Genomic DNA, 25,803 nt, shown 5'->3' on the forward strand with positions numbered 1-25,803 from the left:
TCCTGTCCACGCATCAGAAGATGCCCTCCAGCCAGCCATCCATCGTTTCGAGGGCCTCATTGAACGTGCGATCAAGCCGTAGCGGCGTGATCGATACATAACCTTGCATCACGGCATGAAAATCAGTGCCCTGGCTGCCGTCCTCGACATCCCCGGCGGCGGCAATCCAGTAACCTTCCTTGCCACGCGGGTTGACCACCTTGACCGGCGCCGCCGCGCGCGCGCGATGACCGAGTCGGGTCAGCTGCACGCCACGGATATGTTCGAGCGGCAGGTTCGGCACGTTGACGTTGAGTACGGTGCGCGGCGGCAGTTCGAGCCGCTCATGCGCCTCGACCAGTTTGCGGGCGAAATAGGCGGCGGTCGGCAGATTGTCGGGAAGACGCGACAACAGCGAGAAGGCGAACGCTGGCTTGCTCAGGAAGCGGCCCTCGAGCGCGGCGGCGACAGTACCGGAATAGAGCACGTCATCACCCAGGTTGGCGCCCAGGTTGATGCCGGAGACGACCATATCTGGCGTCTGCTCGAGCAAGCCATTGAGCCCCAGGTGCACACAATCGGTCGGCGTGCCATTGAGGCTGATGTAGCCATTGGCCAAGGCCATGGGATGCAGCGGACGATCGAGCGTCAGTGCGCTGCTGGCGCCGCTCTTGTCTTCGGCAGGCGCGATCACTACGCACTCGGCATAGTCGGCCAGCGCTTGGTGCAACGCAGCGATACCGGGTGCGTTCACCCCGTCGTCGTTGGAAATCAGAATTCGCATGGAGTATCCGTCTGCCCTGCTGGCACCAGATCGAGCAATTCGCGCACCACCACGGTGGCGAAACACCCGGCCGGCAGGACGAATGCAAGTTGCAGAATATCGGGTTCGGGATAATGCCATGACAGGCCGCCGATGGGGAGGCGCAGAATTCGCCGTTCGTGCGCCATGTCCGCCTTGATCAGCCATTGCACCAGTTGCCCAGCCTCATCGGCCACCGCCTGCTCCAGTTGCTGGGTCTCACCAGCGGTCGGCAACGGACCGTCCCCCCACAGCGGGCCGGTGGGATGCAGATCGAGAATAGCCAGGCGCGGGTCAACACACTCGGCCTCGCCGGCCATGAAGAAACTGCGACTGGCAGTGAAGGCCAGCAGGTCGCCAATCCGAGCCTGGTTCCAGGTGCCAGCGGCCACGCGCTTGGCCAGCACCTGGTTGAACAGGTAACTGCGCGCCGAAGACAGCAGGCGCGAGCGCAGGTTGCGCTGCACCGGCAACTCCTGGCGCGAGGCAAAATCACGCGCCTGCTCGACATTACCGCCGTCGAAGCCAAAGCGCTGCAAGCCGAAATAGTTGGGCACGCCTTGCTCGGCGATACGCTGCAGACGCTGCTCCAGCGCTTCGCGGTCCGCCTCCAGGGCAGTCAGGAGCAGAGTGAAGCCGTTGGCGGCATGGGCACCACGCTGCAATTTACGATTGTGTCGCTGGCTGCGCAGAACGACCAGATCATCGCCCTGCGCAGCGGCCAGATCGGGGTCGGCCTTGCCCGGCAGGTGCAGGCTGAACCACTGCCGGGTCAGCGCCTGGCGATCCTTGAGTCCCGCGTAACTGACCGCCTTGAGCGGCAGGCCGGCAGCGCGGGCGATCCGCCGGGCGGCCTCTTCGGTATTCAGGCCGCGCTTTTCCACCCACAACCACAGATGCTCACCCTGGCCAGTGAGCGGGATATCCAGCACTTCATCGACCTGAAAATCCTCGGCAGTGGCCTTGAGCACCGCCCGACCACACGCCTCACCATGGGCGCGCGGCCCCAGCAGTTGCAGCTCGTTCATGCCTTGACCAGCAAGGCGACGGCGTGCACCGCGATACCTTCCTCACGCCCGGTGAAACCAAGCTTCTCGGTGGTAGTGGCCTTGACGTTGACCTGATCCAGTTCGATACCCAGATCCTCGGCAATGCGCTCGCGCATGCCCTGGATATGCGGCGCCATCTTCGGTGCCTGGGCGATGATGGTGGCATCGACGTTACCCACCGCGTAGCCCTTGCCACGCACCAGGCCCATCACATGGCGCAGCAGCGCACGGCTGTCGGCGCCTTTGAAAGTCGGATCGGTATCGGGGAAATGTTTGCCGATATCGCCCAGCGCTACCGCACCGAGCAGGGCATCGCTCAGCGCGTGCAGCAGCACGTCGCCGTCGGAATGAGCGACAAGACCAAACTTATGGGGAATCCGTACGCCGCCGAGGGTGATGAAATCGCCCTTGCCGAAGCGGTGTACGTCATAGCCATGACCGATACGCATAAAGAACAACGCCCTGAAAAAGTCAGGGCGTGATTCTAACCGCATTGCCCCGTAACCCGGATGAAATCCGGGAATTTCGCGCCCCGGATTTCATCCGGGTTACGCCGGGAGCAAAGCGGCTGCATGGTGACGCAGGTGATCGTCGATAAAGCTGGCGATGAAGTAGTAGCTGTGGTCATAGCCTGGCTGCATGCGCAGGGTCAGCGGATGAGCGGCGGCCTTGGCCGCAGCCTGCAGGGCCTGCGGCTTGAGCTGGCCGTCGAGGAAATCATCACGATCACCCTGATCGACCAGGATCGGCAGTTTCTCGCCAGCCTCGGCGATCAGCACGCAGGCATCCCACTCACGCCAGCGCGAACGCTCCTCGCCGAGGTACAGCGAGAACGCCTTCTCCCCCCACGGGCAGTTCATCGGATTGCAGATCGGTGAAAAGGCCGATACCGACTGATAGCGCCCCGGGTTCTTCAGCGCGCAGATCAGCGCACCGTGGCCGCCCATGGAATGCCCGGCAATGCCACGCTTGTCCGATACAGGGAAATTGGCCTCGATCAACGCCGGCAGCTCCTGCACCACGTAGTCGTACATGCGGTAGTGGCGCGCAAAGGGTTCCTGGGTGGCATTGACGTAGAAACCTGCGCCGAGGCCGAAGTCATAGGCACCATTGGCGTCGTCGGCCACGCCCTCGCCACGCGGGCTGGTGTCCGGTGCGACGATGATCAACCCGAGCTCGGCCGCCATGCGCTGAGCGCCGGCCTTCTGCATGAAGTTCTCGTCGGTACAGGTCAGGCCGCTCAGCCAGTACAACACCGGCAGCCTGGCACCCTGCTCCGCCTGGGGTGGCAGATAGACGGCGAACACCATGTCGCAGTTGAGACTGCTGGAACGATGGCGATAGCGCTTGTGCCAGCCACCGAAGCTCTTGTTGCTGGAAACGATTTCGAGGGTCATGAGCCGCTCCGTAGGGTACGCCATGCGCACCAAGGGGTTGCGGTGCGCACAGCGCACCCCGCGAGAATCCGTGCAGCCATGAGGCCGCACGGCGTTTCATCAGAAATGAATGACGGTGCGGATGCTCTTGCCTTCATGCATCAGCTCGAACGCCTCGTTGATTTCTTCCAGCGGCAGGTTGTGGGTGATGAAGGTGTCCAGCGGAATTTCACCGCTCTGCGACTTCTCGACATAGCTGGGCAGCTCGGTACGACCCTTGACACCACCGAAGGCGCTGCCACGCCAGACACGACCGGTGACCAGCTGGAACGGACGGGTGCTGATCTCGGCACCAGCTGGTGCCACGCCGATGATGGTCGACTCGCCCCAGCCCTTGTGGCAGCACTCCAGCGCAGCGCGCATCAGTTGCACGTTGCCGATGCACTCGAAGCTGTAGTCGACGCCGCCATCGGTCATCTCGACGATGACCTCCTGAATCGGCTTGCTGTGCTCCTTCGGATTGACGAAATCGGTGATGCCCAGCTCACACGCCACAGCTTCCTTGGCCGGGTTGATATCGATGCCGATGATGCGCGAAGCCTTGGCCATCTTGGCGCCGATGATCGCCGCCAGACCAATGCCACCCAAACCGAAGATGGCCACGGTGGAGCCCTCGGTAACCTTGGCGGTATTGAGCACGGCGCCAATACCGGTGGTCACGCCGCAGCCAAGCAGGCAGACCTTCTCCAGCGGCGCCTCCTTGGGGATCTTCGCCAGAGACACTTCCGGCAGCACGGTGTACTCGGAGAAGGTCGAGCAACCCATGTAGTGGTAGACCGGCTCGCCGTTGTAGGAGAAGCGGCTGGTGCCATCGGGCATCAGCCCCTTGCCCTGGGTGGCGCGTACCGAGCTGCACAGGTTGGTCTTGTTGGATTTGCAAAATTTGCACTCGCCGCATTCAGCGGTGTACAGCGGAATCACGTGGTCGCCGACCGCCAGCGAAGTGACGCCCTCACCCACCGCCTCGACGATACCGCCACCTTCGTGACCGAGAATGCAGGGGAACACGCCCTCGCTGTCCTGGCCGGACAGGGTATAGGCATCGGTGTGGCAGACGCCGGTAGCGACAATACGTACCAGCACTTCTCCGGCCTGAGGTGGCGCGACATCGACCTCGACGATTTTCAGGGGCTCATTCGGGGCGAAGGCGACGGCGGCGCGGGATTTGATCATGGCAGTTCTCTCCAGAGAGCGTGGGCAATGGCCGGCAGTCTAGTTCACGGCCGACAAGAGATAATCAGCGAAATAGCAAAACATTATTGCTGTACAGGGATAATATTGAGCCCTGCAAGCGCCCCCTCTACGAGCCAACCGGATGCAATCGGGAGCACAGGAGAACAAGCATCGATGAATCGCTGGGAAGGACTCGACGAATTCGTCGCCGTGGCCGAGTGCGGGCAGTTCAGTGCGGCGGCCGAGCGCTTGGGATTGTCCACTTCGCAGGTCAGCCGCCAGGTCGCACGCCTGGAAGAGCGCCTGCAGAGCCGTCTGTTCTACCGCAGCACCAGGCGGGTAGCACTGACCGAGGCCGGCCAGTTGTTTCTGCAACACTGCCAGCGCCTGCAGGATGCCCGCGAAGAAGCGTTGCGTGCAGTCGGCGATCTTGGCGCCGAACCCAAAGGGCTGCTACGCATGACTTGCGCCGTGGCGTATGGCGAGCGCTTCATCGTGCCACTAGTCAATGACTTCATGGCGCGACATCCACAGTTACGCGTCGAGATAGAACTGTCCAACCGCCCGCTCGACCTGCTGCACGATGGCCTGGACCTGGCCATCCGCCTGGGACGCCTGCAGGACTCACGCTTGATGGCCGCACGCCTGGCGCCCCGCGAGATGTACCTGTGCGCAGCACCCGAGTACCTGCAACGTTACGGCCGCCCTCATTCGCTGTCGGAGCTGGCGCGCCATAATTGCCTGATCGGCAGCAGCGAGACCTGGAGCTTCGCCGAAAATGGACGGGAAACCCAAGTGCGAGTGCAGGGCAACTGGCGCTGCAACAGCGGCCAGGCCGTGCTCGACGCTGCGCTACGCGGTTTTGGCCTGTGCCAGCTACCCGATTACTACGTCCTCGAACATCTGCGTAGCGGGCGGCTGACCTCTCTACTGGAGCAGCATCGCCCACCCAATACCGCAGTGTGGGCGCTCTACCCACAGCAACGTCACCTTTCACCCAAAGTGCGCCAGTTGATCGACGCCCTGCACCAGGGGCTCCGCCAACGCATCGAATACCTCGCTCCCGCCTGAGATTTTGCAACAACCTTGTCACCCAGCTGAACAGTCATGGAATGTCACAAGCCAGGGCGAAACTTGGGCGAGACGACCGCGTCACAATCTATGCACCCCGCTCAAACGGGGCCTCACGAACTCAGCTACATGAGGACATGGTTATGCAGGTTCTGGTCAACAGTGGTAAGCACGTCACCTCCTCGATGGACTTCAAGGACGACATTCGCGGTCGCGTCCGGGACAAGCTCCAGCGCTACGAGGACCACCTCACCCGGATCGAAATTCATCTCTCCGACGAGAACGCGCTCAAAAGTGGTCCGCAGGACAAGCGCTGCAAAGTCGAGGCGCGGATGAAAGGACGCGACCCGTTGACGGTCTCCCACGATGCCAGCGAACTGCAGCAGGCAATCGACGGTGCCATGAACAAGCTGACCAACGCGCTGGATCGCAACCTGGGCAAAGACGCCAAGCGCTGGACGCACTGATGCTGCGGATCGCTCAGCGACTCTCGCGCCAGATACGTTGTAGATAATGCAGATCTTCCGGGCGGGTGACCTTGAGGTTGTCCGCCCGGCCTTCGATGAGCCGGGGCGACTGCCCTGCCCACTCCATGGCCGACGCTTCATCGGTCACTGCCACACCTTCTTTCAGCGCTTGCGCCAGAGCCTCGCGCAGCGCGCCCAGACGAAACATCTGCGGCGTGTAAGCCTGCCAGATCACGCTACGATCCACGGTCTCCACCACCCTGCCATCGCTTCCGGCACGCTTGAGCGTGTCGCGCGCTGGCACCGCCAGCAGGCCACCAACCGGATCATCAGCGAGACTGTCCAACAGTCGCTCAAGGTCTTCCCTGGACAGATTGGGTCGTGCCGCGTCATGCACCAGCACCCAATCCTCGCTGTTCGCGCCCTCTGCGACTAGCGCTTCCAGCCCTGCCAATACCGAGTCGGCGCGTTCGTGCCCGCCAGGCGCCCGGCGGATACGCGCGTCGTTTGCCACAGGCAAGTGCGGCCAGAACGGGTCATCCACGGCAACGCATACCATCGCGCCCAACAGGCCGGGATGATCGAGGAAACAATGCAGGGTATGTTCGAGAATGCAGCGTCCGGCGATCTGCAGGTACTGCTTGGGCCGGTCGGCTGCCATACGTGCACCGACACCGGCAGCTGGAATCACCAGCCAGAATTTCGTGGTCATTCAGTCAGCAGATAGAGGGTTTCACCCTCTTTGAGCATGCCTAACTCCTGCCGTGCACGTTCTTCAACGGTCTCCATGCCGCGCTTGAGCTCCATCACCTCGGCCTCGAGGATACGATTGCGCTCCAGCAAACGCTCGTTCTCGCCCTTCTGTTCGGCGATCTGCTGTTGCAGACGGCTGGCAGCAGCCAGGCTGCCGTCGCCGACCCACAATCGATATTGCAGACCGCCCAGCAACAGGACCAACACGATAAACAGCCAATACGGACTACGCATGGAGCGGCTCGCAGAATGAGTCATCGGCATGGTAGGGGCTGCGTTCATGCTTGAAAAGAAGCCGTCTGATGAGTGACATGGGGTTTCGGTACCTGCATCCGTGCATTGGTTCCCAGAGATCGACGAAGCGTCCACGAAAAAGGCCCTGCCTGCAATGACGCAGCCTTTGTAGGAGGGGCTTCAGCCGCGAAAAATCGCGGATAAATCCGCTCCTACAGCATGCAGCGCAAACGCTGGAATAACCACGAAAAAGGGCGACTTGCGTCGCCCTTTTCTACCACGCAGATGTCAGCCGCGGAACTCGGCACGGCCCTTGTATGGAGCCTTGCCGCCCAGTTGCTCTTCAATGCGCAGCAGCTGGTTGTACTTGGAAACGCGGTCGGAGCGGCACAGCGAACCGGTCTTGATCTGACCGGCGGCAGTCCCCACGGCCAGGTCGGCGATGGTGCTGTCTTCGGTTTCACCGCTGCGGTGCGAGATCACGGCGGTGAAGCCAGCGGCCTTGGCCATCTGGATGGCTTCCAGGGTCTCGGTCAGCGAGCCGATCTGGTTGAACTTGATCAGGATCGAGTTACCAATCTGCTCATCGATACCGCGCTTGAGGATCTTGGTATTGGTGACGAACAGGTCGTCGCCAACCAGCTGTACCTTGGCGCCAATCTTGTCGGTCAGGACTTTCCAGCTGGCCCAGTCGGACTCGTCCATACCGTCTTCGATGGAGATGATCGGGTAACGCTCGGTCAGGCCAGCCAGGTAGTCGGCAAAGCCTTCGCCGCTGAATACCTTGCCTTCGCCGGCTAGGTCGTATTGGCCGTCCTTGTAGAACTCGCTCGATGCGCAGTCCAGCGCCAGGGTCACGTCGTCACCCAGCTTGTAGCCGGCGTTGGCAACGGCTTCAGCGATGGCAGCCAGGGCATCTTCGTTGGAAGCCAGGTTCGGCGCGAAACCACCTTCGTCACCGACGGCAGTGTTCAGGCCACGGGCCTTAAGCACGGCTTTGAGGTGATGGAAGATCTCGGCGCCCATGCGCAGGGCGTCGGCGAAATTCTTGGCGCCAACCGGCTGCACCATGAATTCCTGGATGTCGACGTTGTTGTCGGCATGCTCGCCGCCGTTGATGATGTTCATCATCGGTACCGGCATGGAGTAGACACCCGGGGTGCCATTCAAATCAGCGATGTGCGCGTACAGCGGCACGCCCTTGGCCTGAGCAGCGGCCTTGGCGGCAGCCAGAGACACGGCGAGGATGGCGTTGGCGCCCAGAGTCGCCTTGTTCTCGGTACCGTCGAGCTCGATCATCGCGCGATCCAGAGCTTTCTGGTCGACAGCGTCTTTGCCCAGCAACAGGTCACGGATCGGGCCGTTGATGTTGGCGACGGCCTTAAGCACGCCCTTGCCCAGGTAACGGCTCTTGTCGCCGTCACGCAGCTCCAGCGCTTCGCGCGAGCCAGTGGAGGCGCCGGACGGAGCGCATGCGCTACCGACGATGCCGCCTTCCAGAATTACATCCGCTTCCACGGTGGGGTTACCACGGGAGTCGAGAACCTCACGACCCTTGATGTCGACGATCTTTGCCATTCTTGATAACGCTCCAAAGGTTGACGATAAGACGGCAGCAGCAGGCTGCACTGGGCCGTCGCTGCCCGAGGGCAGATCGACGGCTCACTCTGACTCACGGGTCAGGGGGATTTTTCTCGGGCGGCACTTTACCGGATTACAGCCGGCTCAGGCAGTCTCGATCGGAGGAAAACTCTTGATCAGGTCATCCAACTGCTTGAGCTGGGTGAGAAACGGCTCCAGCTTGTTCAGGCGCAGGGCGCATGGACCGTCGCACTTGGCGTTTTCCGGTTCCGGATGCGCTTCGAGGAACAGGCCTGCCAGGCCCTGGCTCATGCCCGCCTTGGCCAGGTCGGTAACCTGAGCGCGACGGCCACCAGCAGAGTCGGCGCGACCGCCCGGCATCTGCAGGGCGTGGGTCACGTCGAAGAACACCGGATACTCGAACTGCTTCATGATGCCGAAGCCGAGCATGTCCACCACCAGGTTGTTGTAACCGAAGGAGGAACCACGCTCGCAGAGGATCAGCTGATCGTTACCGGCCTCTTCGCACTTGGCCAGGATGTGCTTCATTTCCTGCGGGGCGAGAAACTGCGCCTTCTTGATGTTGATTACCGCACCGGTCTTGGCCATGGCCACTACCAGATCGGTCTGCCGCGACAGGAAAGCCGGCAACTGGATGATGTCGCACACTTCGGCCACGGCAGCCGCCTGGTGCGGCTCGTGCACGTCGGTGATCACCGGCACACCGAAAGTTTTCTTCACTTCCTCGAAGATCTTCATGCCCTCTTCCAGGCCCGGGCCGCGGAAGGAGGTGACGGAGGAACGGTTGGCCTTGTCGAAGCTGGCCTTGAACACGTAGGGAATGCCGAGCTTCTCGGTCACCCGCACGTACTCCTCGCAGGCCTGCATGGCCAGGTCGCGCGACTCGAGCACGTTGATGCCGCCGAACAGCACGAAAGGCTTGTCGTTGGCGATCTCGATGTCGCGAACCTTGATGATCTTCTTTGCCATGCCTTAAGCCTTCTTCGCTTTCTGCGCTAGGGCAGCATTGACGAAACCGCTGAACAGCGGATGGCCGTCACGCGGCGTGGAGGTGAACTCCGGGTGGAACTGGCAGGCAACGAACCACGGATGATCCGGCGCCTCGACCACTTCGACCAGTGCGCCGTCGCCAGAACGGCCGGTGACCTTCAGGCCAGCCTCGGTCAGCTTCGGCAGCAGGTTGTTGTTCACCTCGTAACGGTGACGATGACGCTCGACGATCACGTCCTTGCCATAGCAGTCATGTACCAGAGAGCCGGCCTGCAGTTGGCAGTCCTGAGCACCCAGGCGCATGGTGCCGCCGAGGTCAGAGCTTTCACTGCGCTGCTCGGTGGCGCCAGTTGCGTCCTGCCATTCGGTAATCAGGCCCACCACCGGATGAGCGCTGGCCATGTCGAATTCGGAAGAGTTGGCGTCAGTCCAACCCACGACGTTACGGGCGTACTCGATGACCGCTACCTGCATGCCGAGGCAGATGCCCAGGTAGGGAATCTTGTTCTCGCGAGCGTACTGCACGGTCTTGATCTTGCCTTCCACGCCACGCAGACCGAAGCCGCCCGGTACCAGGATGGCATCGACGCCTTCGAGCAGCGCGGTGCCCTGGTTCTCGATGTCTTCGGAGTCGATATAACGCAGGTTGACCTTGGTACGGTTCTGGATGCCGGCGTGGCTCATCGCTTCGATCAGCGACTTGTACGCATCGAGCAGCTCCATGTACTTGCCGACCATGGCGATGGTGACTTCTTTTTCCGGATTGAGCTTGGCATCGACGACGCGATCCCACTCGGACAGATCGGCGCCGCCGCATTCCAGGCCGAAGCGCTCGACGACGAAGTCATCCAGACCCTGGGCATGCAGCACGCCCGGAATCTTGTAGATGGTGTCGACGTCTTCCAGGCTGATCACCGCACGCTCTTCGACGTTGGTGAACAGGGCGATCTTGCGGCGCGAGGAGACATCGATCGGGTGGTCGGAGCGGCACACCAGCACGTCAGGCTGCAGGCCGATGGAGCGCAGTTCCTTGACCGAGTGCTGAGTCGGCTTGGTCTTGGTCTCACCAGCGGTGGCGATGTACGGCACCAGGGTCAGGTGCATCAGCATCGCGCGCTTGGCGCCCACTTCCACACGCAGTTGGCGGATGGCCTCGAGGAACGGTTGCGACTCGATGTCGCCGACGGTGCCGCCGATTTCCACCAAGGCCACGTCGGCATCGCCGGCACCCTTGATGATGCGACGCTTGATCTCGTCGGTGATGTGCGGGATGACCTGAATGGTCGCTCCCAGATAATCACCACGGCGCTCCTTGCGCAGTACGTCTTCGTACACGCGACCGGTGGTGAAGTTGTTGCTCTTGGTCATCGTGGTGCGGATGAACCGCTCGTAGTGACCCAGGTCGAGGTCGGTCTCGGCGCCGTCGTGGGTGACGAACACCTCACCGTGCTGGAACGGGCTCATGGTGCCCGGATCGACGTTGATGTAAGGGTCCAGCTTGAGCATGGTGACCTTCAGGCCCCGCGCCTCCAGGATGGCCGCCAGTGAAGCCGAGGCGATGCCTTTCCCCAATGAAGAAACAACACCACCCGTGACGAAGATGTAGCGCGTCATGAAAAACCCTAGAAGTCTGCGTTTAAGCGGTCAATGCCGCCGGGGAAAGCGAAGGAGCGCCATCAATAGCAAAAATGGCAAGCCCGCCAAGCTCCCTGAGGGAGTCGGCAAAAGCTGTATTAAGACGGGAGCGTAGTCTACCGGAAAGGCCTTACCAGCTCAAACCTTGCACGCCGATAGGCGGCGACCACTGCAGACGCGCCCCACTCGCCTGAATTACTGACGACTGCGTCAGATTCGCCACCGCTATCAACTCATCGCCATCGAACAGCAGCGGCAGGCGCGGACGCACGAATGCCGGTACGCGCAGCTCATTGAGCAAACGCTTGAGATCGCGCCTGCCGCGCCCCAGCACCTGCAGTGACTCACCACCCTGGCGGTAACGCAAATGCCAGCGACCTGGCGGCAACTCACCCTGTAGATGCACACAACCGTTACCGGGCAGCTCGACAGGCTCGGGAAACGAGCTGAAGGCAAGATCGAGTGGTTCGAGCGGCTGCTGCCACTCACCGCTAAGCCACCAAAGCCGAGCATCGGCACGGTGCAGCTCACCATCGGCCAGCTTCCAGATCGGCGCTGCATCCGTGTCAGCATCACGCAGGTCACACCAGCCGGCCCAGTGGTCGCTATCGGGCATACGCGTATAAGGCGCCAACCAGTGGCGCAGCAAATTGCGCTGGCGCGCCTCGCTCAACGCAGTGACAGCCGGCAGATACAGCGACGGCAACGACAGCCAGGCAAACGCTGAGCCGCCATGGGCAGCGGCAAGGTCGATCTCGGCCAATTCATCCAGCAACTGCTGCGCCTCAGACAGATGGCCTGCGCTGCGCACCAGGCTGCTCGACGCTTGCGGCCAGCGCTCCACCAGCAGCGGCATCACTTGTCGCCGCAGGAAGTTGCGACTGAAACGCTCATCGGCGTTGCTCGGGTCTTCGATCCAGGCAAGGCCATGACTCTGCGCATAGGCCTGTAATTCAGCCCGAGAACAATCGAGCAGCGGCCGAATCAGGTGGCCCTGCCCTAGCGAGCGACTTGCCGGCATGGCTGCCAGTCCGCGCACACCCGCCCCCCGCAACAGACGAAACAGCAGAGTCTCGGCCTGATCATCACGATGCTGAGCACTGAGCAACACCTCGCCCGGACCAAGCCGCGTAGTGAAAGCCTGATAACGCGCGTTACGCGCTGCCTGCTCGAGACTGGCGCCTAGCGCCACCTGCACCCTGACGATGTCCAGAGCAATACCCAGCCGTGCGCAAACCTGCGCGCAATGCTCTGGCCAGGTGTCAGCCGCTGACTGCAACCCATGATGGACATGAATGGCGGAAAGCGGCGGCAGCTTCTCACGCCGAGCCAGATCGGCGAGCAAATGCAGCAGCACGGTGGAGTCGAGACCACCGGAGAAGGCGATACACCAGGCAGGAGCCGTACACCAAGGCTGCAGGGCCTGGCGCAGGCGAATAGAGAGATCGGTCATTGGCCAAGCTTAAACAACAACGGGCCCGAAGGCCCGTTGAGATAGACGCAGAACTAACTCAGGCGATGCCGTAACTCATCAGGCGATCGTAACGACGCTTGAGCAGCGCGTCAGTGTCGTGCTTCTGCAGGCTGGCCAGTTGCTTGATCAGCTCCTGACGGATCGACTCGGAAGCTGCGGCCGGGTCACGGTGCGCACCACCCAGCGGTTCGGCGATCACCTGATCGACGATGCCCAGATCCTTCAGACGCTCGGCGGTGATGCCCATGGCTTCGGCGGCATCCGGCGCCTTCTCGGCGGTACGCCAGAGAATCGAGGCGCAGCCTTCCGGCGAGATCACCGAGTAGGTGGAGTACTGCAGCATGTTGAGCTGGTCGCAAACACCGATGGCCAGTGCACCACCAGAACCACCTTCACCGATGACGGTGGCGATGATCGGCGTTTTCAGACGAGCCATCACGCGCAGGTTCCAGGCGATGGCCTCACTCTGGCCACGCTCCTCGGCATCGATACCCGGATAGGCACCCGGAGTATCGATGAAGGTGAGGATCGGCATCTTGAAGCGCTCGGCCATTTCCATCAGGCGGCAGGCCTTGCGGTAGCCTTCCGGACGCGGCATGCCGAAGTTGCGGCGCACCTTCTCGCGCACTTCACGGCCTTTCTGGTGGCCGATGATCATCACCGGCTGGTCGCCCAGGCGGGCAATGCCACCGACGATAGCGGCGTCATCAGAGAAGTGACGATCACCGTGCAATTCATCGAACTCGGTGAAGATGTGCTGGATGTAATCCAGGGTGTAAGGGCGACGCGGGTGGCGCGCGAGCTGCGCGATCTGCCAGCTGGTCAGATTGCCGAAGATGCTTTCGGTCAGGGAGCTGCTCTTGTCCTGCAGGCGGGCAATTTCATCGCCGATATTCAGCGAGTTGTCGTTACCAACCAGGCGTAGCTCTTCGATCTTGGCTTGCAGGTCGGCGATCGGCTGTTCGAAATCGAGGAAATTCGGGTTCATAGTCATCCGTCTTGCGTCGACGGCCAAGTGGCCGGGGAGCTGTATCCATTAGGCGCCCTACCTTAAGGTATAGGGCGCAGCGGGTCGACACCCTCGGGTGCCTTTGCTGTCACGAAGAGGAATTTTCCTCTCGTATATCAGCGGTAGTGCAAAAAGACGTTGTCGCGCCCGAACTGGTCACGCAATGCTTGAATCAAAGTGTCAGCCGGGTCGATTCGCCAGGCATCGCCGAATTGAAGCAAGGCCCGTGCCTCCTCGCCACTGTAGTCGACGGTCACCGGGCAAGCGCCCTTGTGCTTGCTGCACAGCTCGGCCAGCCAGCGCAGGCGGTCGCCCTTCAATGCCTCACTGGCCACCTTCACCCGCAGGCTGTCGGCCAGGCCGGTGCGCGCTTCTTCCAGGCTCATCACGCGCTTGGCGCGCAGGCGTAGGCCACCGGAGAAGTCGTCGTTGCTGACTTCACCTTCGACCACCACCAGCGCATCGTTCTGCAGCAACGCCTGGTTGCTGGCGAAGGCGTCGGCGAACAACGAGGCCTCGATGCGCCCAGAGCGGTCATCGAGGGTGATGAAGCCCATCTTGTCGCCCTTCTTGTTCTTCATCACCCGCAGGTTGACGATCATCCCGGCGATGGTCTGGGTGTCGCGCGCCGGCTTCAGTTCAACGATGCGCTGACGGGCGAAACGACGGATCTCACCTTCATACTCGTCGATGGGGTGACCGGACAGGTAAATACCCAGGGTGTCCTTCTCGCCTTTCAGGCGCTCTTTGATCGGCAGTTCGCGCGCCTTGCGGTGGTTGGCATAGACGTCCGCCTCGGGCTCGGCGAACAGCCCGCCGAACAAGTCCATATGGCCGCTCTCGGCACTGCGCGCGGTCTGCTCGGCAGACTGCACGGCCTCCTCCATCGACGCCAGCAGCACGGCGCGGTTCTTGTCCACGCTGGCCTGATAAGCCTTGAGCTCATCCTGGTAGTACGGCCCGAGGCGATCCAGCGCTCCACTGCGAATCAAGGCTTCGAGGGTACGCTTGTTGATGCGTTTAAGGTCGACACGGTTGCAGAAGTCGAACAGATCCTTGAACGGCCCACCTTCGGCCCGGCATTCGACGATGGCCTCGACCGGCCCCTCGCCCACGCCCTTGACCGCCCCCAGGCCGTAGACGATGCGACCGTCGTCGTTGACGGTGAACTTGAATTCGGAGACGTTCACGTCCGGCGGATCGATGCGCAACTTCATGTTGCGGCACTCTTCCACCAGGATCACCACCTTGTCGGTGTTGTGCATGTCCGCCGAGAGCACCGCGGCCATGAACGGCGCCGGGTAATGCGCTTTCAGCCAGGCAGTCTGGTAGGACACCAGACCGTAAGCGGCCGAGTGCGACTTGTTGAAGCCGTAACCGGCGAACTTTTCCACCAGATCGAAGATGTTACCCGCCAGGTTGGCGTCGATGCCATTACTGACACAACCTTCGATGAAGCCGCCGCGCTGCTTGGCCATCTCCTCAGGCTTCTTCTTACCCATGGCACGACGCAGCATGTCCGCACCACCGAGGGTGTAACCGGCCATCACCTGAGCGATCTGCATCACCTGCTCCTGGTACAGGATGATGCCGTAGGTGGGCTTGAGCACCGGCTCCAGGCCAGCGTACTGGTAGTCGGGGTGCGGGTAGGACAGCTCGGCACGACCGTGCTTACGGTTGATGAAGTCGTCCACCATGCCCGATTGCAGCGGGCCAGGGCGGAACAGCGCCACCAGTGCGATCATGTCTTCCAGGCAGTCGGGCTTGAGCTTCTTGATCAGCTCCTTCATGCCGCGCGATTCAAGCTGGAAGACCGCAGTGGTCTCCGCCTTCTGCAGCATGTCGTAGGTTTTCTTGTCATCCAGCGGGATGAAGTCGATGTTGACCAGATCCTCATCCGGCGCGCCATCACGCTTCTGGATACGGTGGATGGTTTCCATCGCCCATTTGATGATGGTCAGCGTACGCAGGCCGAGGAAGTCGAACTTGACCAGGCCGGCCTGCTCGACATCGTCCTTGTCGAACTGGGTCACCAGGCCACCACCCTCCTCGTCACAGGCGATCGGCGAAAAGTCGGTGAGTTTGGTCGGTGCGATCACCACACCACCAGCGTGCTTGCCGGTGCCGCGCACCACGCCTTCGAGCTTGAGCGACATGTCCCAGATTTCCTGGGCTTCCTCGTCGTTTTTGAGGAAGTCGCGCAGCGGCTCCTCCATCTCGAAGGCCTTCTCCAGGGTCATGCCAACTTCGAAGGGGATCATCTTCGACAGACGGTCGGCCAGGCCGTAGGATTTGCCCTGCGCCCGCGCCACGTCACGAACCACCGCCTTGGCCGCCATCGAGCCGAAAGTGATGATCTGGCTCACCGCATTACGCCCGTATTTCTCGGCCACGTAGTCGATCACCCGGTCGCGGCCATCCATGCAGAAGTCGACGTCGAAGTCGGGCATGGAGATCCGTTCGGGGTTGAGGAAGCGTTCGAACAGCAGGTCATAGGCCAGCGGGTCGAGGTCGGTGATCTTCAATACGTAGGCCACCAGCGAACCAGCACCCGAGCCACGGCCCGGGCCAACCGGCACGCCGTTGTTCTTGGCCCACTGGATGAAGTCCATAACGATCAGGAAGTAACCGGGGAAACCCATCTGGATGATGATGTCGAGCTCGAAGTTGAGGCGGTCGATGTAGACCTGCTTCTTCGCCTCGTAATCCGGCGTGTCCTTGGGCAGCAGCACTTCGAGACGCTCTTCCAGGCCCTCGAAGGAGGCGTGACGCAGGTAATCGTCAATGCCCATGCCGTTTGGTGTGGGGAAGTCCGGCAGGAAATACTTGCCAAGCTGCACGTCGATGTTGCAGCGCTTGGCGATCTCGACCGTGTTCTCCAGTGCCTCGGGGAGGTCGGAGAACAGCTCCCACATTTCGTCGGCGCTTTTCAGGTACTGCTGATCTGAGTAGTGCCGCGGCCGGCGCGGATCGTCGAGGGTACGGCCTTCACCGATGCAGACGCGGGTTTCGTGGGCCTCGAAGTCACCCTGCTTGATGAAGCGCACGTCGTTGGTCGCCACCAGCGGTGCCTCGACGCGGTCGGCCAGCGCCACTGCGGCGTGCAGGTATTCCTCGTCACCCACTCGGCTGGTGCGTTGCACTTCCAGGTAGAAACGATCTGGGAATACTGCCATCCATTCGCGCAGACGCGTTTCGGCCAGCGCTTCGTCACCGGCCAGCAGCGCCTGGCCCACTTCGCCCTCACGGGCGCCGGACAGCGCAATCAAACCTTCTGCCGCATCCTTAACCCAGTCACGCTGAATAATCACCAGGTCGTTGCTCTGACCTTCGGACCAACCACGGGAGATCAGCTCGGTGAGGTTGCGATAGCCCTTGGCATTCATCGCCAACAGGGTCAAGCGCGTCAGCGGGCCGTCTTCCTCGGCGCTGGCCATCCAGATATCGGCGCCGCAGATCGGTTTGACCCCGGCGCCCATGGCCGTCTTATAGAACTTCACCAGCGAGCACATGTTGCTCATGTCGGTGACCGCCACTGCCGGCATGCCGGCCCCGGCGACGGCCTTGATCAGCGGTTTGACCCGCACCAGGCCATCGACCAGGGAGTATTCGGTGTGCAGACGCAGGTGGACGAACGCTTGGGTCATGAGGCGGCCTTGCAGATGAAAACGACAAAGCGCGGATTGTAGCCTAAGCGGGTCTGGCTGAGGGCCAGAGGTTCAGACTTCGAGCAGTGCCCGCACCGGAGCGAAAGAACGCCGATGAATCGGCGTCGGCCCCAGGCGTATCAGCGCTTCGAGATGAACGGGCGTGGGGTAACCCTTGTGACCGGCAATGCCGTAGCCGGGATAGAGACGGTCCATTTCGAGCATTTCGCGGTCGCGACTGACCTTGGCCAGGATCGAAGCGGCGGCGATAGCCGGAACCCGACTGTCGCCCTTGACCACCGGCGCACTCGGCACGGCCAGCTTGGGGCAACGGTTGCCGTCGATCAGCGCCAGTCTCGGCGTTACGCTCAACCCCTCGACGGCCCGCTGCATCGCCAGCATGGTGGCATGCAGGATATTCAGGCGGTCGATTTCCTCGACCTCGGCGCGAGCGATGCACCAGGCCAGGGCTTTCTCGCGAATCTCGTCGAACAGCAATTCACGGCGCGCCTCGGTGAGCTTCTTCGAATCGTTCAGGCCGATGATCGGCCGCGCCGGATCGAGGATCACCGCCGCCGTCACCACGGCGCCGCAGAGCGGGCCACGACCAACCTCGTCAACGCCGGCGACCAGCTCTTCGACCAGGGTAAAGTCCAATCCCAGCTGCATCAGACTCGCCCAGCAAGCTTGAGAACTGCATCGGCCGCAGACTGCGAAGCATCGCGACGCAGCGCACGGTGAATGACGTCGAAACCTTCGGTCTGCACTTGCCCACCATCGATCAGCGGTGCCACGGCCTGGGCCAATGCCTCAGGCGTCGCTGCATCCTGAATCAGCTCAGGCACCAGCAAACGCTCGGCCAGCAGATTAGGCAGCGAGATATAGGGGCTCTTCACCAGGCGCTTGAGGATACGGTAGGTCAGCGGCGCTACGCGGTACGCCACCACCATCGGCCGCTTGTACAGCAGCGCTTCCAGGGTCGCGGTACCCGACGCGATCAGCACTGCATCGCAGGCGGCCAGCGCTTCGTGGGATCGACCGTTGAGCAACGTCAGCGGCAAATCACGCCCTGCCAGCATCTGCTCCAACTGCTCACGGCGCTCGGGGGTGGCGCAAGGCAGGAGGAAACGAACACCCGGGCGAAGCGCACGCAGGCGGATCGCCGCCTCGAGAAACAGCTCACCCAAGCGCGCGACCTCGCCACCACGGCTACCTGGCATGAGCGCGACCACGGGCTCGTCCTGCGGCAGATCCAGTGCTTCGCGCGCGGCGGCACGATCAGCTTGCTGGGGAATCGCATCGGCCAGCGGATGACCGACAAAGCGCACCGGCACCTGATGTTCATCGTAGAACTGCGCCTCGAACGGGAACAGGGTCAGCATCAAGTCGCAGGCTTCGCGAATCTTCAGCACACGCTTCTGCCGCCAGGCCCAAACCGAAGGGCTGACGTAATGCACGGTCTTGATCCCGGCACGGCGCAGCTTTAGTTCCAGGCCCAGGTTGAAATCAGGGGCATCGATGCCGATAAATACATCCGGCTGCGCGGCGATCAGATCGCGCGCCAACTGGCGGCGACGGCCAAGCAGTTCGAACAAACGACCGAGCACCTCGACCAGACCCATCACGGCCAGGCGCTCCATCGGGAAGTAGGATTTCAGGCCCTCGGCTTCCATACGCGCACCGCCAACACCGATGAACTCGGCATCTGGATAACGCTGCTTGATAGCCTGCATCAGGCCGGAGCCGAGAATATCACCGGACGCCTCACCGGCGACCAGTGCGACGCGAATAGGTCTGCTCATAGGAATCAGCGCGTGATGCCGCGCGTGGAGGCCTGGATCGAATCACGGAAGATCGCCACTTCGGGGAACTGAGCAGCAGACTCGGCCAACTCGGCCAGCGCCTGCTCGACGGTCAGCCCCTGGCGATAGACCAGCTTGTAGCCCTTGCGCAGGGCAGCGATGGCCTCAGCGGAGAAACCACGCCGGCGCATGCCCTCAAAGTTCATGCTGCGCGCCTCGGCCGGGTTACCGAATACGGTAACGAAAGCAGGCACATCCTTGCCAATCGCGGTGCCCATGCCCGAGAAGCTGTGCGCGCCAATGCGGCAGAACTGATGCACCAGGGTATAGCCGGACAGAATCGCCCAGTCGTCGACCCATACATGACCAGCCAGTGCCGTGTTGTTGACCAGAATGCAATGGTTACCGATCACACTGTCATGGCCGATATGGGCATAAGCCATGATCAGGTTGTGGTCGCCAATGGTGGTTTCACTGCGATCCTGTACGGTGCCGCGGTGGATGGTGACGCCTTCGCGAATGGTGTTGTGATCGCCGATCACCAGGCGAGTGAGCTCACCTTTGTACTTCAGGTCCGGCGTATCTTCACCGACCGAAGAAAACTGGTAGATGCGGTTGTGCTTGCCAATCACGGTCGGTCCCTTGAGCACTACGTGCGGACCGATGACCGTACCCTCGCCAATTTCCACATCGGCACCAACAATGCTCCAAGGGCCAACGACAACGTCGTCAGCCAATCTGGCACTGGGGTCGATGATCGCGCGGGGGTCAATCAAACTCATAGCTTGCGTTCCGCACAAATGATTTCAGCGGAGCAGACTTCCTTGCCATCGACAGTGGCGCGGCACTCGAATTTCCAGATGCTGCGACGATCGCTCAGGTACTTGGCTTCCAGCGTCAGCTGGTCACCCGGCAACACCGGCGAACGGAAACGCAGCTTGTCGGAGCCAACGAAGTAATACAGGGTGCCATCGGCCGGCTTCACGCCCATCATCTTGAAACCGAGGATACCGGCAGCCTGCGCCATCGCCTCGATGATCAGAACGCCCGGCATGATCGGGTGCTCGGGGAAGTGACCGTTGAAGAACGGCTCATTGATGCTGACATTCTTATAGGCGCGAATCTGTTTGCCTTCGACGTCCAGGTCCACCACACGGTCCACCAGCAGGAACGGATAGCGGTGCGGCAAATATTCACGAATTTCGTTGATGTCCATCATGTCCGGTTAAGCCTGTAAGAAAAGAAAAGAGCACGGCCGCGCCGTGCTCAGGCATCAGATGAGACGTTTGCCGTCTGGGTCACGGCGGCCAGCTGTTTTTCCAGCTCACGCAGTCGCTTGGCCATCTCGTCCAACTGACGAATACGGGCTGCACTCTTCTTCCACTCGCCCGCCGGCTGCATGGCGGTACCGGAAGAATAGGCGCCCGGCTCGGTGATCGAACGGGTCACCATGGTCATGCCGGTGACGAACACGTTGTCGCACACTTCGATATGACCAACCATCCCCACACCACCAGCGATCATGCAATTCTTGCCGATCTTGGTGCTGCCAGAAATACCGCAGCAGCCTGCCATGGCCGTGTTGTCACCGATCTGCACGTTGTGCGCGATCATGATCTGGTTATCGAGCTTCACCCCATTGCCGATCAAGGTATCAGACAGCGCACCACGATCTACCGTGGTGTTGGCGCCGATCTCGACGTCATCACCGATGGTCACTCCACCGATCTGCGCGATCTTCTGCCAGACACCTTTCTCATTGGCGAAACCGAAGCCCTCACCGCCGATCACGGCACCGGATTGAATCACCACACGCTTGCCGATCTGCACGTCGTGATAGAGCGTCACGCGTGGCGCCAGCCAGCCGCCATCACCCACCACACTGCGCGCACCGACTACACAATGAGCACCGATGCTGACATCAGCGCCGATACGTGCACCGCTTTCGATAACCGCAAAAGCGCCAATACTCGCACTCGGATCGACCTGAGCGTCTTCGGCGATCTGTGCCGTGGCATGAATACCCGACGCAGCCTTGGGCTTGCGATCGAACACATGCGACAGCTGGGCATAAGCCAGGTACGGGTTGGTAACGATCAGGGCATCGCCAGCGTAGCCTTCAGCATCGGCTGCGGTCAGAAGCACGGCACCGGCCTGAGTCTGCGCCAGAAACTTGCGGTACTGGGCATTGGCCAGGAAGCTCAACTGTTCGGGCCTGGCCTCCTGTAAGGTGGCCAGGCCCGTGATGACCTTCGCTTCGGCGCCACGCAAGGTGGCGCCAAGACGCTCAGCCAATTGGCCGAGGGTAACTGTAACTGTCATGCTTAACGCATCTGGTTCATGCGCTCGATGACCTGGCGAGTGATGTCGTACTGAGGCTTGACCTCGATCACCGCACCACGCTCGAGCACCAGGTCGAAGTTGCCGTTCTTGATCACGTCTTCGACGGCCTTATCCAGGTTCGGCTTCAGCTTGCCCAGCATCTCGCGGTCAGCGATGGCCTTGGCTTCGTTCAGTTCCTTGGATTGGAACTGGAAGTCACGGGCCTTCTGCTTGAATTCGAGTTCGAGACGCTCGCGCTCAGCCTGCTGCATCTTGTCGCCATCTTTGACCATACGATCCTGGATGCGCTTGGCGTCGCTTTCCAGGGTCTTGAGCTTGTTCAGTTGCGGACCAAACTTCTTCTCGGCATCGACGGCGTAGCGCTTGGCTGCATCCGACTCGAGCAGCGCCATCTGATAGTTCAGTACGGCCACCTTCATCTCAGCGAACGCCGGAGTGGCGATCAGGGCGGCGGTGAACAGAACCAGTTGAGTCAACTTACGCACAATGCACTCCTGCAACAAAACTGTTGGCTTTCTGTGAAACGAACTTAGAAGGTTTGACCCAGGGAGAACTGGAATACCTGAGTATCGGCATCATCCGGCTTCTTGATCGGCATGGCCAGACTGAAGCTCAGCGGGCCCAATGCGGTGATCCAGGTCAGGCCGACACCCACGGAGCTGGCCATACTGCTGAAGTCGATATTGCAGCTGTCGCTGAGCTTCTTCTGGCTCGACGAGCAGTTGGTGTCGAATACGTTACCCACATCCCAGAACAACGCGGTACGCAACGAACGCTGGTCCTTGACGAACGGCAGGGGGAACAGCATCTCGACCCCACCCTGCACCAATACGTTACCACCGAACGGCAGCGGGTCCTGATCCGGGTCACGCAGGGTGCCTGGCTTGTTCCCAGAGCTCGGGGTGCTTCGTGGGCCCAGGCTGCTGTCTTCGAAGCCACGCACCGAGTTGAAGCCACCGGCGTAGTAGTGCTCGTAGAACGGCAGCTCAGCCGTGGAACCGTAGCTGTCGCCATAACCCAACTGGGTATGGAAGCGCAGGGTGTAGTTATCGCTGATCGGGGTGAAAACCTGACCACGGTAGTCGAGCTTGTAGAACGACAGATCGCTACCTGGAATGGTGGTTTCCAGTACCAGGCTCTGCGAATGACCACGGTTGGCCAGCACACCACGGTTCAGAGTCGACTCGGACCAACCGATAGAGCCTTTAAAGTTGAGGTAGTTATCACCCTCAGCTTCGATGAAATCAAAGATCTCATCGACGGTATAGCGACCAGTATCGATGCTGTCCTGCTGTACGGTCAGACCATAGGTCAGACGCGCGGTTTCGCTGATCGGGTAACCGATGTTGATACCTGCACCCAGGCTGTCAACCGAATAGCTGGATACATCGACATCGAGTTCATCGTAGTCGGTGGTGCGGTAGAAGGCGTTGTAACCCAGACTGACGCCATCAACGGTCCAGTAGGGATCAACGAAGCCAAAGCTGTATCGGGTCTGGTATTCACTGCGAGTCAGACCGATGCTGACGCGGTTACCGGTACCCAGGAAGTTGTTCTGGCTGATCGAACCACCAAGGATCAGGCCGGCGTTCTGGGCGAAACCGACGCTGGCAGTGATGGAGCCGGACGGCTGCTCTTCGACGCTGTAGTTGACGTCGATCTGGTCATCAGTGCCTGGCACTTGCGGAGTTTCGACGTTGACTTCCTTGAAGAAGCCCAGGCGCTCCAGGCGAGTCTTGGACTGGTCGATCAGGTAGGTCGAGGCCCAGCCACCTTCCATCTGACGCATTTCGCGACGCAGCACTTCGTCTTCGGACTTGGTGTTGCCGCGGAAGTTGATACGGTTGACGTAGGCACGCTTGCCCGGATCGACGAAGAAGGTGATCGAAACGGTGTTGTCTTCGTCGTGCGCTTCCGGCACGCCGTTGACGTTGGCGAAGGTGTAACCCTCGTTACCCAGACGACGGGTGATCAGCTCACTGGTGGTGGTCATGACCTTGCGCGAGAAGACCTGACCTTCCTTGACCAGCAGCAGTGCGCGCACATCGTCTTCCGGGACCTTGAGGTCACCGGACAGTTTCACGTCGCGAACGCTGTACTTCTCGCCTTCTTCGACGTTGACGGTGATGTAGACGTGCTTCTTGTCCGGGGTGATGGAAACCTGCGTGGAGCTGATATCCATGTTGATGTAGCCGCGGTCCAGGTAGTAGGAGCGCAGACGCTCGAGGTCACCGGACAGTTTTTCGCGGGCGTACTTGTCGTCGTTCTTGAAGAAGGACAGCCAGTTGGTGGTCTTCAGCTCGAACAGATCGACCAGATCTTCATCGGAGAACACGGTATTGCCGACCACGTTGATGTGGGAGATAGCGGCTACGGTGCCTTCGTTGATGGTGATCTTCAGCGCCACGCGGTTACGCGGCTGCGGAATCACCTCGGCTTCGATCTCGGCCGAATAACGGCCCTGAGCGACATACTGGCGCTGCAGCTCGTTACGCACGCCTTCGAGGGTGGCGCGCTGGAAGATCTCGCCCTCGGCCAGACCAGACTGGTTCAGGCCCTTGAGCAGATCTTCAGTGCTGATGGCCTTGTTGCCTTCGATCTCGATGCCGGAGATGGAGGGACGCTCGACCACAGTAACGACCAGAACATCGCCATCGCGACCAAGCTGAATATCCTGGAAGAAGCCAGTACGGAACAGGGAACGGGTGGCATCGACCAGCTGGCGATCATCTATCCGCTCGCCCACATTGAGCGGCAACGCGCCGAATACGCTACCAGCGGAAACCCGCTGCAGGCCGTTGACGCGTATATCGGAGATGGTGAAGGACTCGGCGTGAACTTCGGCGATCATCAATGCGGACAGTACCGCAGGTAGCAGCAGACGTTTCATGAAGTCCTTTCTTATTCCAACTGACGATAAAAACTGCCGCTTAGGCGACACTTCTTTTAAATCTCAAGAACGTATTCAGTAGTGCTCACAGGCGGCTGAGGTCGTTGACCAGGGCAAGCAACATGACCCCGATGACCAGACTGATGCCGATCTGCATCCCCCAACCCTGAACCCGCTCAGACAAGGGGCGACCACGCACCCACTCGACCAGATAAAACAGCAGATGCCCACCATCCAGTACAGGAATGGGCAGCAGATTGAGAACCCCCAGGCTAATACTCAGATATGCAAGGAATTTCAGGAAATCCCCCAGCCCTGACTCAGCTGAAGCGCCCGCCACTTTAGCAATGGTTATCGGCCCACTCAAGTTTTTTACCGAGAGCTCACCGAACAGCATTTTCTTGAGGGAATCGAGGGTCAGCAGGCTCATGGACCAGGTTTGACGCATGCCCTCGACGACGCCATCGAGCGGACCGTAGCGCACTTCGCGGAGCATCTCTGGCGGCCATTCGACACCCTGTACACCCGCGCCCAGGTAACCGCTGCGGGCATCCCCTTCGCCGCGCGACGCCAGCGTCAGCTGCACGTCCCGCTCCTGTCCTGCGCGCTCGAAGCGCAGCGTGACCGCCTCGCCTGGCAATACCCTTACGCGATCAACCAAACTCTGCCAGTCGGCAAGCGGCTCACCATCGAGCGCCAGCAGTCGATCTCCGGCCTGCAGGCCTGCAGCATAGGCAGGCCCCTTGGAATCCACCTCAGCCAGAACCGGCTCCAGCACCGGACGCCAGGGGCGAATCCCCAGCGAGCCAATCGGGTCCGGCTCGTCGACGCCGCGCAACCAGTTATCCAATTGCACCTGTTTGGGCGCTTCAACCGTGGAGCCCGGCTCGAGCACGCGCAGATCGAGCGTACCGCTCTCGCCCAGACGCCTTACCAGCTGCAGATTAACCGCCGCCCAACCACTGGTGGCCTCACCGTTGACTGCAACGATCTCCTGCCCAGCACGCAGCCCGGCCACTTCCGCCAGGCTGTCGGACTGCACGCCACCGATCACCGGCCTAACCTGCTGACTGCCGAGCATGGCGACGAACCAGAAGAACAGCAGCGCCAGCAGGAAATTGGCCAGCGGGCCAGCGGCAACAATGGCGATGCGCTGGCGTACACTCTTGCGATTGAAGGATTGCTCGACCAGTTCGGGCGGTACATCGCCCTCGCGTTCATCGAGCATCTTGACGTAGCCGCCCAGAGGAATGGCTGCTACGACGAACTCAGTGCCCTGGCGGTCGTGCCAGCGCAACAATGGCGTACCGAAGCCGACGGAAAAGCGCAGCACCTTGACGCCGCAGCGGCGAGCCACCCAGAAGTGTCCGTACTCGTGAAAGGTGACCAGGACACCCAGTGCGATCAGGGTGCCAACCAGCATGTACAACCCACTCATTTCACTTCT

The 25,803-nt window shown here is 61.1% G+C and carries 23 protein-coding genes; 2 read left to right on the top strand and 21 right to left on the bottom strand.

Annotation, left to right across the window (positions count from 1 at the left end):
- Positions 1-13 precede the first annotated feature (13 nt).
- From surE to CDO35_RS07600, 5 genes are all read right to left on the bottom strand, one after another.
- Entirely contained in the window at positions 14-763 is a 750-nt protein-coding gene (surE, locus tag CDO35_RS07580; protein ID WP_099523426.1) for a 5'/3'-nucleotidase SurE, read from the bottom strand.
- Positions 751-1,809, bottom strand: a complete 1,059-nt coding sequence (gene truD / locus CDO35_RS07585) for a tRNA pseudouridine(13) synthase TruD (protein WP_099523428.1) — start codon at positions 1,807-1,809, stop codon at positions 751-753. The genes surE and truD overlap by 13 nt, the downstream gene beginning before the upstream one ends.
- A complete protein-coding gene (gene ispF / locus CDO35_RS07590) occupies positions 1,806-2,279 on the bottom strand; it encodes a 2-C-methyl-D-erythritol 2,4-cyclodiphosphate synthase (RefSeq protein ID WP_099523430.1) in 474 nt (157 codons plus the stop codon). Before ispF ends, truD begins: the two co-directional genes overlap by 4 nt.
- Before the next feature lie 99 nt (positions 2,280-2,378).
- Positions 2,379-3,227 carry an S-formylglutathione hydrolase gene (fghA, locus tag CDO35_RS07595; RefSeq protein ID WP_099523433.1) on the bottom strand — a complete coding sequence of 283 codons (849 nt, stop codon included), beginning with the start codon at positions 3,225-3,227 and terminating at the stop codon, positions 2,379-2,381.
- A gap of 99 nt (positions 3,228-3,326) precedes the next feature.
- Entirely contained in the window at positions 3,327-4,439 is a 1,113-nt protein-coding gene (locus CDO35_RS07600; RefSeq protein WP_099523435.1) for an S-(hydroxymethyl)glutathione dehydrogenase/class III alcohol dehydrogenase, read from the bottom strand.
- A 174-nt stretch (positions 4,440-4,613) separates the two neighbouring features.
- Between CDO35_RS07600 and CDO35_RS07605 the strand changes: the two genes are divergently transcribed.
- Positions 4,614-5,510 carry a LysR family transcriptional regulator gene (locus tag CDO35_RS07605; RefSeq protein WP_099523438.1) on the top strand — a complete coding sequence of 299 codons (897 nt, stop codon included), beginning with the start codon at positions 4,614-4,616 and terminating at the stop codon, positions 5,508-5,510.
- Between the two features lie 143 nt (positions 5,511-5,653).
- On the top strand, positions 5,654-5,977 hold the full coding sequence (locus tag CDO35_RS07610; RefSeq protein ID WP_099523440.1) for an HPF/RaiA family ribosome-associated protein: 324 nt from the start codon (positions 5,654-5,656) through the stop codon (positions 5,975-5,977).
- A 13-nt stretch (positions 5,978-5,990) separates the two neighbouring features.
- Here CDO35_RS07610 and ispD read toward each other — a convergent pair whose 3' ends face one another.
- From ispD to rseP, 16 genes are all read right to left on the bottom strand, one after another.
- Positions 5,991-6,689 (bottom strand): 2-C-methyl-D-erythritol 4-phosphate cytidylyltransferase, encoded by a 699-nt coding sequence (gene ispD, locus CDO35_RS07615; protein WP_099523442.1) that lies wholly within the window; start codon positions 6,687-6,689, stop codon positions 5,991-5,993.
- The gene (locus CDO35_RS07620; protein WP_099523444.1) at positions 6,686-6,964 is read right to left on the bottom strand and encodes a septum formation initiator family protein; all 279 of its coding nucleotides are present in this window, start codon (positions 6,962-6,964) and stop codon (positions 6,686-6,688) included. The genes ispD and CDO35_RS07620 overlap by 4 nt, the downstream gene beginning before the upstream one ends.
- Positions 6,965-7,252: 288 nt before the next feature.
- Entirely contained in the window at positions 7,253-8,542 is a 1,290-nt protein-coding gene (gene eno / locus CDO35_RS07625; RefSeq protein ID WP_099523446.1) for a phosphopyruvate hydratase, read from the bottom strand.
- Positions 8,543-8,689: 147 nt separating this feature from the next.
- Positions 8,690-9,535, bottom strand: a complete 846-nt coding sequence (gene kdsA / locus CDO35_RS07630; protein WP_099523448.1) for a 3-deoxy-8-phosphooctulonate synthase — start codon at positions 9,533-9,535, stop codon at positions 8,690-8,692.
- A 3-nt stretch (positions 9,536-9,538) separates the two neighbouring features.
- Positions 9,539-11,170 carry a CTP synthase gene (locus CDO35_RS07635; protein WP_099523450.1) on the bottom strand — a complete coding sequence of 544 codons (1,632 nt, stop codon included), beginning with the start codon at positions 11,168-11,170 and terminating at the stop codon, positions 9,539-9,541.
- Between the two features lie 151 nt (positions 11,171-11,321).
- Positions 11,322-12,644, bottom strand: coding sequence for a tRNA lysidine(34) synthetase TilS (gene tilS, locus CDO35_RS07640; protein ID WP_099523453.1), 1,323 nt, complete (start codon positions 12,642-12,644; stop codon positions 11,322-11,324).
- A gap of 58 nt (positions 12,645-12,702) precedes the next feature.
- Positions 12,703-13,653 (bottom strand): acetyl-CoA carboxylase carboxyltransferase subunit alpha, encoded by a 951-nt coding sequence (locus tag CDO35_RS07645; RefSeq protein ID WP_099523456.1) that lies wholly within the window; start codon positions 13,651-13,653, stop codon positions 12,703-12,705.
- A 137-nt stretch (positions 13,654-13,790) separates the two neighbouring features.
- Positions 13,791-17,321, bottom strand: coding sequence for a DNA polymerase III subunit alpha (gene dnaE / locus CDO35_RS07650; RefSeq protein ID WP_099523459.1), 3,531 nt, complete (start codon positions 17,319-17,321; stop codon positions 13,791-13,793).
- A 72-nt stretch (positions 17,322-17,393) separates the two neighbouring features.
- Positions 17,394-17,990, bottom strand: a complete 597-nt coding sequence (rnhB, locus tag CDO35_RS07655) for a ribonuclease HII (protein ID WP_099523461.1) — start codon at positions 17,988-17,990, stop codon at positions 17,394-17,396.
- Entirely contained in the window at positions 17,990-19,123 is a 1,134-nt protein-coding gene (gene lpxB / locus CDO35_RS07660) for a lipid-A-disaccharide synthase (protein WP_099523464.1), read from the bottom strand. The genes rnhB and lpxB overlap by 1 nt, the downstream gene beginning before the upstream one ends.
- A gap of 5 nt (positions 19,124-19,128) precedes the next feature.
- Positions 19,129-19,905, bottom strand: coding sequence for an acyl-ACP--UDP-N-acetylglucosamine O-acyltransferase (gene lpxA, locus CDO35_RS07665; protein ID WP_099523467.1), 777 nt, complete (start codon positions 19,903-19,905; stop codon positions 19,129-19,131).
- Complete coding sequence (gene fabZ, locus CDO35_RS07670) at positions 19,902-20,342, bottom strand: 3-hydroxyacyl-ACP dehydratase FabZ (RefSeq protein ID WP_003244215.1); 441 nt, start codon at positions 20,340-20,342, stop codon at positions 19,902-19,904. The genes lpxA and fabZ overlap by 4 nt, the downstream gene beginning before the upstream one ends.
- A 47-nt stretch (positions 20,343-20,389) precedes the next feature.
- Complete coding sequence (gene lpxD / locus CDO35_RS07675) at positions 20,390-21,445, bottom strand: UDP-3-O-(3-hydroxymyristoyl)glucosamine N-acyltransferase (RefSeq protein WP_099523470.1); 1,056 nt, start codon at positions 21,443-21,445, stop codon at positions 20,390-20,392.
- A 2-nt stretch (positions 21,446-21,447) separates the two neighbouring features.
- Positions 21,448-21,951 carry an OmpH/Skp family outer membrane protein gene (locus CDO35_RS07680; protein WP_099523471.1) on the bottom strand — a complete coding sequence of 168 codons (504 nt, stop codon included), beginning with the start codon at positions 21,949-21,951 and terminating at the stop codon, positions 21,448-21,450.
- A gap of 44 nt (positions 21,952-21,995) precedes the next feature.
- On the bottom strand, positions 21,996-24,356 hold the full coding sequence (bamA, locus tag CDO35_RS07685; protein ID WP_099523473.1) for an outer membrane protein assembly factor BamA: 2,361 nt from the start codon (positions 24,354-24,356) through the stop codon (positions 21,996-21,998).
- Positions 24,357-24,441: 85 nt separating this feature from the next.
- Positions 24,442-25,794, bottom strand: coding sequence for a sigma E protease regulator RseP (rseP, locus tag CDO35_RS07690; protein WP_099523476.1), 1,353 nt, complete (start codon positions 25,792-25,794; stop codon positions 24,442-24,444).
- Positions 25,795-25,803: the final 9 nt, after the last annotated feature.

Origin of the sequence: Pseudomonas sediminis, from assembly GCF_002741105.1 — a bacterium.
GTDB classification, from domain to species: Bacteria; Pseudomonadota; Gammaproteobacteria; order Pseudomonadales; family Pseudomonadaceae; genus Aquipseudomonas; species Aquipseudomonas sediminis.